Origin of the sequence: Janibacter anophelis NBRC 107843 (genome assembly GCF_001570945.1) — a bacterium.
GTDB lineage: Bacteria > Actinomycetota > Actinomycetes > Actinomycetales > Dermatophilaceae > Janibacter > Janibacter anophelis.
Window position 1 is genome coordinate 49,734 of the sequence record NZ_BCSQ01000017.1, and the last position, 7,448, is coordinate 57,181.

The 7,448-nt window shown below is 68.4% G+C and carries 14 protein-coding genes; all 14 read left to right on the forward strand.

Annotation, left to right across the window (positions count from 1 at the left end; translation table 11 throughout):
* The first annotated feature begins 41 nt into the window (after positions 1-41).
* Positions 42-1,136, forward strand: a complete 1,095-nt coding sequence (locus tag JAN01S_RS06405; RefSeq protein WP_068315414.1) for a YihY/virulence factor BrkB family protein — start codon at positions 42-44, stop codon at positions 1,134-1,136.
* A gap of 402 nt (positions 1,137-1,538) precedes the next feature.
* The gene (gene rpsJ / locus JAN01S_RS06410; RefSeq protein ID WP_007924661.1) at positions 1,539-1,847 is read left to right on the forward strand and encodes a 30S ribosomal protein S10; all 309 of its coding nucleotides are present in this window, start codon (positions 1,539-1,541) and stop codon (positions 1,845-1,847) included.
* An 11-nt stretch (positions 1,848-1,858) separates the two neighbouring features.
* Positions 1,859-2,515, forward strand: a complete 657-nt coding sequence (gene rplC / locus JAN01S_RS06415; RefSeq protein WP_068315417.1) for a 50S ribosomal protein L3 — start codon at positions 1,859-1,861, stop codon at positions 2,513-2,515.
* A 1-nt stretch (position 2,516) separates the two neighbouring features.
* The gene (gene rplD, locus JAN01S_RS06420; protein WP_068315420.1) at positions 2,517-3,170 is read left to right on the forward strand and encodes a 50S ribosomal protein L4; all 654 of its coding nucleotides are present in this window, start codon (positions 2,517-2,519) and stop codon (positions 3,168-3,170) included.
* The gene (gene rplW, locus JAN01S_RS06425; RefSeq protein WP_240312487.1) at positions 3,167-3,484 is read left to right on the forward strand and encodes a 50S ribosomal protein L23; all 318 of its coding nucleotides are present in this window, start codon (positions 3,167-3,169) and stop codon (positions 3,482-3,484) included. Before rplD ends, rplW begins: the two co-directional genes overlap by 4 nt.
* A gap of 22 nt (positions 3,485-3,506) precedes the next feature.
* A complete protein-coding gene (gene rplB, locus JAN01S_RS06430) occupies positions 3,507-4,343 on the forward strand; it encodes a 50S ribosomal protein L2 (protein ID WP_007924676.1) in 837 nt (278 codons plus the stop codon).
* Positions 4,344-4,358: 15 nt separating this feature from the next.
* Positions 4,359-4,640, forward strand: coding sequence for a 30S ribosomal protein S19 (gene rpsS / locus JAN01S_RS06435; RefSeq protein ID WP_007924678.1), 282 nt, complete (start codon positions 4,359-4,361; stop codon positions 4,638-4,640).
* Between the two features lie 32 nt (positions 4,641-4,672).
* Positions 4,673-5,050, forward strand: coding sequence for a 50S ribosomal protein L22 (gene rplV, locus JAN01S_RS06440; protein ID WP_068315448.1), 378 nt, complete (start codon positions 4,673-4,675; stop codon positions 5,048-5,050).
* Complete coding sequence (gene rpsC, locus JAN01S_RS06445; protein WP_068315423.1) at positions 5,050-5,874, forward strand: 30S ribosomal protein S3; 825 nt, start codon at positions 5,050-5,052, stop codon at positions 5,872-5,874. The genes rplV and rpsC overlap by 1 nt, the downstream gene beginning before the upstream one ends.
* Before the next feature lies 1 nt (position 5,875).
* Positions 5,876-6,295 carry a 50S ribosomal protein L16 gene (gene rplP, locus JAN01S_RS06450; RefSeq protein WP_068315426.1) on the forward strand — a complete coding sequence of 140 codons (420 nt, stop codon included), beginning with the start codon at positions 5,876-5,878 and terminating at the stop codon, positions 6,293-6,295.
* On the forward strand, positions 6,295-6,522 hold the full coding sequence (gene rpmC / locus JAN01S_RS06455) for a 50S ribosomal protein L29 (protein ID WP_068315428.1): 228 nt from the start codon (positions 6,295-6,297) through the stop codon (positions 6,520-6,522). The genes rplP and rpmC overlap by 1 nt, the downstream gene beginning before the upstream one ends.
* Before the next feature lie 23 nt (positions 6,523-6,545).
* On the forward strand, positions 6,546-6,803 hold the full coding sequence (gene rpsQ, locus JAN01S_RS06460) for a 30S ribosomal protein S17 (protein ID WP_240312486.1): 258 nt from the start codon (positions 6,546-6,548) through the stop codon (positions 6,801-6,803).
* 108 nt (positions 6,804-6,911) lie between these two features.
* Positions 6,912-7,280 (forward strand): 50S ribosomal protein L14, encoded by a 369-nt coding sequence (rplN, locus tag JAN01S_RS06465; RefSeq protein WP_068315433.1) that lies wholly within the window; start codon positions 6,912-6,914, stop codon positions 7,278-7,280.
* Between the two features lie 2 nt (positions 7,281-7,282).
* Positions 7,283-7,448, forward strand: a 166-nt coding sequence (rplX, locus tag JAN01S_RS06470; protein WP_084360068.1) for a 50S ribosomal protein L24, incomplete at its 3' end; no start/stop codon positions are given.

Here is a 7,448-nt window from a genome sequence, read left to right on the forward strand (position 1 = left end):
GGGGCGACCGCTCTGCACCCGACCCGGAGGCGCCACGCGACATGGCCACCGACGCCACGACCGAGACCGACCCCGTCCCCGAGGAGGCCGCGGGACTGGACGAGCAGGCCAAGCCCTCCCTTCGTGAGCTGAAGGGACGCGGCTGGCTCTACGCCGGCAAGCGGGCGATCAAGCAGTTCAGCGCCGACGGCTGCACCGACCTGGCCGCCGCCCTCACCTACTTCTCCGTGCTGTCGATCTTCCCGGCGCTGCTGGCGCTCGTCTCCATCCTCGGGCTCGTGGGGGAGCCGGAGGAGACGAAGACGACGATCATGGACGTCCTCGACCAGCTCGGCACGGGCAGCGTGAGCGACACCCTCGAGGGACCGCTGGACCAGATGGTCAACTCGCCGGCCGCCGGCATCGGTCTCTTCGTCGGTCTCGCCGGTGCCCTGTGGTCGGCCTCCGGGTACGTGGGCGCCTTCGGTCGTGCGCTCAACAAGATCTACGAGGTCCCCGAGGGGCGTGGGTTCATCAAGCTGCGTCCGATGCAGCTCATCGTCACCGCGGTCCTGCTCGTGCTGGCGGCCGCGATCATCCTCTCGGTCGCCGTCAGCGGTGACCTCGCGCGGGTCATCGGCGACACCATCGGCCTCGGTGAGGCCGCGGTCATGACGTGGAACCTCGCCAAGTGGCCGGTCATCCTCCTCGTCGTCATCTTCATGGTCGGCCTGCTCTACTGGGCCACGCCCAACGTGCGGCAGCCGACGTTCCGCTGGCTCAGCCCCGGAGCGGCCGTGGCGATCATCGTCGCGATCCTCGCGTCGGTCGCCTTCGGCTTCTACGTCTCCAACTTCGGCTCCTACAACAAGACCTACGGCTCGCTCGCCGGCGTCATCGTCTTCCTGCTGTGGCTGTGGATCCTCAACAACGTGCTGCTCCTCGGCGCGGAGTTCGACTCCGAGATCGAGCGCTCCCGTCAGCTGCAGGCCGGCATGCCGGCCGAGGAGGACGTGCTGCTGCCGCTGCGCGACACGACCAAGTCGGACGCGGCCGCCGAGGCGGAGGAGGCCGCCCGTGAGGAGGCCCGGTCCCTGCGGATCAAGGGGCTGCGGGACCAGGGTCGCTCGACCGCGGAGCTCGCCGACCAGGACTGAGGACGAAGGGGGGAGGTCCCCCTTCGACACGGATGCTGCGCAACCTGCTCAGGGGACGTTGATCGTCCTGTCAAGCACCGCCCCGGCCCGATTTGGACTGGGGCGGCGGGCTCTGGCACACTGTTCAGGTTGCTTGTTGAGCGGTGACGCCGCGATCGGACTTTGCCACGATCGCCGGTGCCACCGACATGCCGATGACAACGCATCGAACCGCCACGGGCGGGGCGACACATCGGAACCACAGCACGATCCGGTTGATCCGGGTCGACGATCAGACCGACGACCAGCCATTCGGCGCGTCGTCGGGCCGCGGAGCGGGTGCGACACACCCGACCGCGTGGGTCGGAGACCGGGCAACCGACAGAGACCAGGCAAGACGGCGAGAGAGAGACGGAAACACAGATGGCGGGACAGAAGATCCGCATCCGGTTGAAGTCGTATGACCACGAGGTCATCGACAACTCGGCGCGAAAGATCGTCGACACCGTGACCCGTGCCGGCGCGACGGTGGTCGGCCCCGTGCCGCTGCCTACGGAGAAGAACGTGTTCTGCGTCATCCGGTCGCCGCACAAGTACAAGGACAGCCGCGAGCACTTCGAGATGCGCACCCACAAGCGCCTCATCGACATCATCGACCCGACGCCCAAGGCCGTCGACTCGCTGATGCGCCTCGACCTCCCGGCTGACGTCAACATCGAGATCAAGCTCTGAGGCTGAACGAGATGACCACTACTGCCACCAAGACCGTCAAGGGCGTGCTCGGCGAGAAGCTCGGCATGACGCAGGTCTGGGACGAGGAGAACCGCCTCGTCCCGGTCACCGTCATCCAGGCCGGCCCGTGCGTCGTCACCCAGGTCCGCAACGCGGAGACCGACGGGTACGACGCCGTGCAGATCGCCTACGGCGCCATCGACCCCCGCAAGGTGAACCAGCCGCAGAGCGGCCACTTCGCCAAGGCCGGCGCCACCCCGCGCCGTCACCTCGTCGAGCTGCGCACGGCCGACGCCTCCGAGTACTCCCTCGGTCAGGAGGTGACCGTCGAGCTGTTCGAGAACGGCCAGTCCATCGACGTCACCGGCACGACCAAGGGCAAGGGCTTCGCCGGTGTCATGAAGCGCCACGGCTTCGCCGGTGTCAGCGCCTCGCACGGTGCGCACCGCAACCACCGCAAGCCCGGCTCGATCGGTGGCTGCGCCACCCCGGGTCGCGTCTTCAAGGGGATGCGCATGGCCGGCCGCATGGGCGGCGTGCGCCAGACCACCCAGAACCTCACGATCCACGCGGTCGACGCCGACAAGGGCCTCCTGCTCGTCAAGGGTGCCGTCCCCGGCCCCCGCGGCGGCGTCGTCCTCGTCCGCACCGCGGTGAAGGGAGCCTGACGTGCCGACCATCGACATCATCAGCCCGCAGGGTGCCGCTGCCGGCACCGTCGAGCTGCCCGCCGAGATCTTCGACGTGCAGGTCAACGTCCCGCTGATCCACCAGGTCGTCGTCGCCCAGCTCGCCGCCGCGCGCCAGGGCACCCACGCGACCAAGACCCGCGCCGACGTGCGCGGTGGTGGCCGCAAGCCGTACCGCCAGAAGGGCACCGGCCGCGCCCGTCAGGGCTCGACCCGCGCGCCGCAGTTCGCCGGCGGTGGCATCGTCCACGGCCCGCAGCCGCGTGACTACAGCCAGCGCACCCCCAAGAAGATGAAGGCCGCCGCCCTGCGCGGTGCCCTCTCCGACCGGGCGCGCCACGGCCGCATCCACGTGCTCAGCGCACTCGTCGAGGGTGACACCCCCTCGACCAAGAACGTCGCCGCCGTGCTCGGTGGCCTCAGCGAGCGCAAGAACCTGCTCGTCGTGATCGAGCGTGGCAACGAGTCCGCGTGGAAGTCGGTGCGCAACCTCGCCGACGTGCACGTGCTCCCGGCCGACCAGCTCAACACCTACGACGTGCTGTGCGCCGACGACGTCGTCTTCACCCAGGCGGCTCTCGAGGCCTTCCTCGCCGGCCCCGCGCCCAAGACCGCAGAGGAGTCGGACAAGTGACTGAGTCCATTTCGAGCGCGGCCCAGATCAAGGACCCGCGCGACATCCTGATCCGTCCCGTCGTGTCGGAGAAGTCGTACAGCCTGCTCGACGAGGGGAAGTACACCTTCATCGTCGACCCGCGGGCGAACAAGACCGAGATCAAGATCGCCGTCGAGCAGGTCTTCGGCGTCAAGGTCGACTCCGTCCACACCATGAACCGTGTCGGCAAGACCCGCCGCACCCGGTTCGGCACCGGTAAGCGCAAGGACACGAAGCGCGCGATCGTCACCCTCCGCGAGGGCTCGATCGACATCTTCGGCGGCCAGGGCTGACGGAGAGGACAAGGAAGAATCCATGGGAATCCGTAAGTACAAGCCGACCACCCCGGGTCGTCGCGGCAGCTCCGTCGCCGACTTCGTCGAGGTCACGCGCTCCACGCCCGAGAAGTCGCTGGTCCGCCCGCTGACCAAGTCCGGTGGCCGCAACTCCACCGGCCGCATCACCACCCGTCACATCGGTGGTGGCCACAAGCGCGCCTACCGCGTCATCGACTTCCGTCGCCACGACAAGGACGGCATCCCGGCGAAGGTCGCTCACATCGAGTACGACCCCAACCGCACCGCCCGCATCGCGCTGCTGCACTACGCCGACGGCGAGAAGCGCTACATCCTGGCGCCGAACAAGCTGGCGCAGGGCACGGTCATCGAGAACGGCCCGTCCGCCGACATCAAGGTGGGCAACAACCTGCCGCTGCGCAACATCCCCAACGGCACGACGATCCACGCCGTCGAGCTGCGTCCCGGCGGCGGCGCCAAGCTGGCCCGCTCCGCGGGTGCCAGCATCCAGCTGCTCGCCAAGGAGGGGCCGTACGCCACGCTGCGCATGCCCTCCGGCGAGGTCCGTCGCGTCGACGTGCGCTGCCGCGCCACCGTCGGTGAGGTCGGCAACGCCGAGCAGTCGAACATCAACTGGGGCAAGGCCGGCCGCATGCGGTGGAAGGGCAAGCGCCCGACCGTCCGTGGTGTCGTCATGAACCCGGTCGACCACCCGCACGGTGGTGGCGAGGGCCGCACCTCCGGTGGCCGTCACCCCGTCTCGCCCTGGGGTAAGCCCGAGGGCCGTACCCGGCGTCCCGGCAAGGCGAGCGACAAGCTCATCGTCCGTCGCCGCCGCACCGGCAAGAAGCGCTGATAGGAGCCTTTGGACATGCCTCGTAGTTTGAAGAAGGGCCCCTTCATCGACGACCACCTTCAGAAGAAGGTCGACGTCCAGAACGAAGCGGGCACCAAGAACGTCATCAAGACCTGGTCGCGCCGTTCGGTGATCTCGCCGGACATGCTCGGCCACACCTTCGCCGTCCACGACGGCCGCAAGCACGTCCCGGTGTTCGTCACCGAGGCGATGGTCGGCCACAAGCTCGGCGAGTTCGCACCGACCCGCACCTTCCGCGGTCACGTGAAGGACGACAAGAAGGGACGTCGTCGCTGATGCCTGCCATCGAGACCACCGAGCAGGAGGCGCTGGTCGCCCGCGCCTCCGCGCGCCACGTGCGCGTCACGCCGCAGAAGGCGCGTCGCATCGTCGACCTCATCCGCGGCAAGGACACGCAGACCGCCATCGCGACCCTGCAGTTCGCCCCCCAGGGTGCGGCCGAGCCGACCCTCAAGGTCCTGCAGAGCGCCATCGCCAACCTGCGCGTCAAGGCCGACGAGGCCGGGGAGCCCTTCGACGAGCGCAACCTCGTCATCTCCTCCGCCTTCGTCGACGAGGGCCCCACGATGAAGCGTTTCCGTCCGCGGGCCCAGGGCCGCGCCGGCCGGATCAACAAGCGCACCAGCCACATCACCGTCCTCGTGACGAGCAAGCCTGAGAAGGCCGCGAAGGGAGGGACCCGCTGATGGGTCAGAAGATCAACCCGCACGGCTTCCGTCTGGGCATCACCACCGACCACAAGAGCCGCTGGTTCGCCGACTCCAACAAGGAGGGTCAGCGCTACCGCGACTACGTCAAGGAAGACGTCGCGATCCGCAAGCTGCTCTCCACGGGCATGGAGCGCGCCGGCATCGCCCGCGTCGAGATCGAGCGCACCCGTGACCGCGTGCGTGTGGACATCCACACCGCGCGCCCGGGCATCGTCATCGGTCGCCGCGGCGCCGAGGCCGACCGCATCCGCGGCGAGCTCGAGAAGCTCACGGGCAAGCAGGTCCAGCTGAACATCCTCGAGGTCAAGAACCCCGAGATCGAGGCCCAGCTGGTCGCCCAGGGCATCGCCGAGCAGCTCGCTGCCCGCGTCACCTTCCGTCGCGCCATGCGCAAGGGCATGCAGTCCTCCCTGCGCGCCGGTGCGAAGGGCATCCGGATCCAGTGCTCCGGTCGTCTCGGCGGCGCCGAGATGTCCCGCTCGGAGTTCTACCGCGAGGGTCGCGTGCCGCTGCACACCCTCCGCGCGAACATCGACTACGGCTTCTACGAGGCCCGCACGACCTTCGGCCGCATCGGCGTCAAGGTCTGGATCTACAAGGGCGACATGACCGAGAAGGAGTTCGCGGCCCAGCAGGCGACCGCCGCTCCCCGCGGCCGTGGCCCGCGTCGCGACCGCGACGACCGTCCCGCCCGCGCCCGCCGTGGTGGCGACCGCAACGAGGCTCCGGCTCAGGCCGCGGCCCCCGCTGCGGAGGCCCCCGCCGCCGAGGCGCCGGCCAAGACCGAGGGAGAGTCCTGAGATGTTGATCCCCCGACGGGTCAAGCACCGCAAGCAGCACCACCCGAAGCGTTCGGGTATGGCCAAGGGCGGCACCTCGGTCGCCTTCGGTGACTACGGTCTCCAGGCGCTCGCGCCGGCCTACGTCACCAACCGGCAGATCGAGGCCGCGCGTATCGCCATGACCCGCTACATGAAGCGTGGCGGCAAGGTCTGGATCAACATCTACCCGGACCGTCCGCTCACCAAGAAGCCGGCTGAGACCCGCATGGGTTCCGGTAAGGGCTCGCCCGAGTGGTGGGTCGCCAACGTCAAGCCCGGCCGGATCATGTTCGAGATCTCCGGCGTGGACGAGGAGACCGCTCGCGAGGCCATGCGCCTGGCGATGCACAAGCTGCCGATGAAGTGCCGCTTCGTCGTGCGTGAGGGTGGTGGCAACTGATGGCAGTCGGATCCAAGGACCTGACTCCGGTCGAGCTGCGTGAGCTGACCGACGACCGCCTGGTCGACGAGCTGCGCAAGGCCAAGGAGGAGCTGTTCAACCTCCGCTTCCAGTCGGCCACCGGTCAGCTGGAGAACCACGGCCGCCTGCGCGCGGTCCGCAAGGACATCGCCCGGATCTACACCGAGATGCGCGAGCGCGAGCTCGGGATTGGTGAGTCCAAGTGAGCGAGAACGTGAAGGAAGAGACTGTGACCACCCGCAACGACCGCAAGACGCGCCGCGGCTACGTCGTCAGCGACAAGATGGACAAGACCGTCGTCGTCGAGGTCGAGGACCGCGTCAAGCACGCGCTGTACGGCAAGGTCATGCGCCAGACCTCCAAGGTCAAGGCGCACGACGAGCAGAACAGCGCCGGTGTCGGCGACCACGTCCTCATCATGGAGACCCGACCGCTGTCCGCCGGCAAGCGCTGGCGCATCGTCGAGATCCTCGAGAAGGCCAAGTAAGGCCACCCCGTCGCGAAGGGGGCGCACGCCCCCTTCGCCCGGACGAAGACCACATCAGTTCGGCCAGGCTCGCTGCGGCGAGAACCAGCACGACGACAGGAGTATGAAGTGATCCAGCAGGAGTCGCGACTGCGCGTCGCCGACAACACCGGTGCCAAGGAGATCCTGTGCATCCGTGTGCTCGGTGGCTCCGGCCGCCGGTACGCCGGCGTCGGCGACACCATCGTCGCCACCGTCAAGGACGCCATCCCCGGTGGCAACGTCAAGAAGGGTGACGTCGTCAAGGCCGTCATCGTCCGCACCACCAAGGAGCGTCGTCGTAACGACGGTTCCTACATCAAGTTCGACGAGAACGCCGCCGTCATCCTCAAGGCCGACGGCGAGCCGCGCGGGACGCGCATCTTCGGCCCGGTCGGTCGCGAGCTGCGCGACAAGAAGTTCATGAAGATCGTCTCGCTCGCACCGGAGGTGATCTGACCATGAGCAAGCTCAAGATCAAGAAGGGCGACCTCGTCCAGGTCCTGTCCGGCAAGGACAAGGGCCTGCAGGGCAAGGTCATCTCGGTCAACACCGAGACCCAGCGCGTCGTGGTCGAGGGTGTCCAGCGGGTCACCCGCCACACCAAGGCCGGCTTCGGCGGGCAGG

Coding starts and splice junctions, on each gene's coding strand:
- JAN01S_RS06405 (WP_068315414.1), top strand. CDS start 42: ATGGCCACCGACGCCACGACCGAGACCGACCCCGTCCCCGAGGAGGCC.
- rpsJ (WP_007924661.1), top strand. CDS start 1,539: ATGGCGGGACAGAAGATCCGCATCCGGTTGAAGTCGTATGACCACGAG.
- rplC (WP_068315417.1), top strand. CDS start 1,859: ATGACCACTACTGCCACCAAGACCGTCAAGGGCGTGCTCGGCGAGAAG.
- rplB (WP_007924676.1), top strand. CDS start 3,507: ATGGGAATCCGTAAGTACAAGCCGACCACCCCGGGTCGTCGCGGCAGC.
- rpsS (WP_007924678.1), top strand. CDS start 4,359: ATGCCTCGTAGTTTGAAGAAGGGCCCCTTCATCGACGACCACCTTCAG.
- rpsC (WP_068315423.1), top strand. CDS start 5,050: ATGGGTCAGAAGATCAACCCGCACGGCTTCCGTCTGGGCATCACCACC.
- rplP (WP_068315426.1), top strand. CDS start 5,876: ATGTTGATCCCCCGACGGGTCAAGCACCGCAAGCAGCACCACCCGAAG.
- rpmC (WP_068315428.1), top strand. CDS start 6,295: ATGGCAGTCGGATCCAAGGACCTGACTCCGGTCGAGCTGCGTGAGCTG.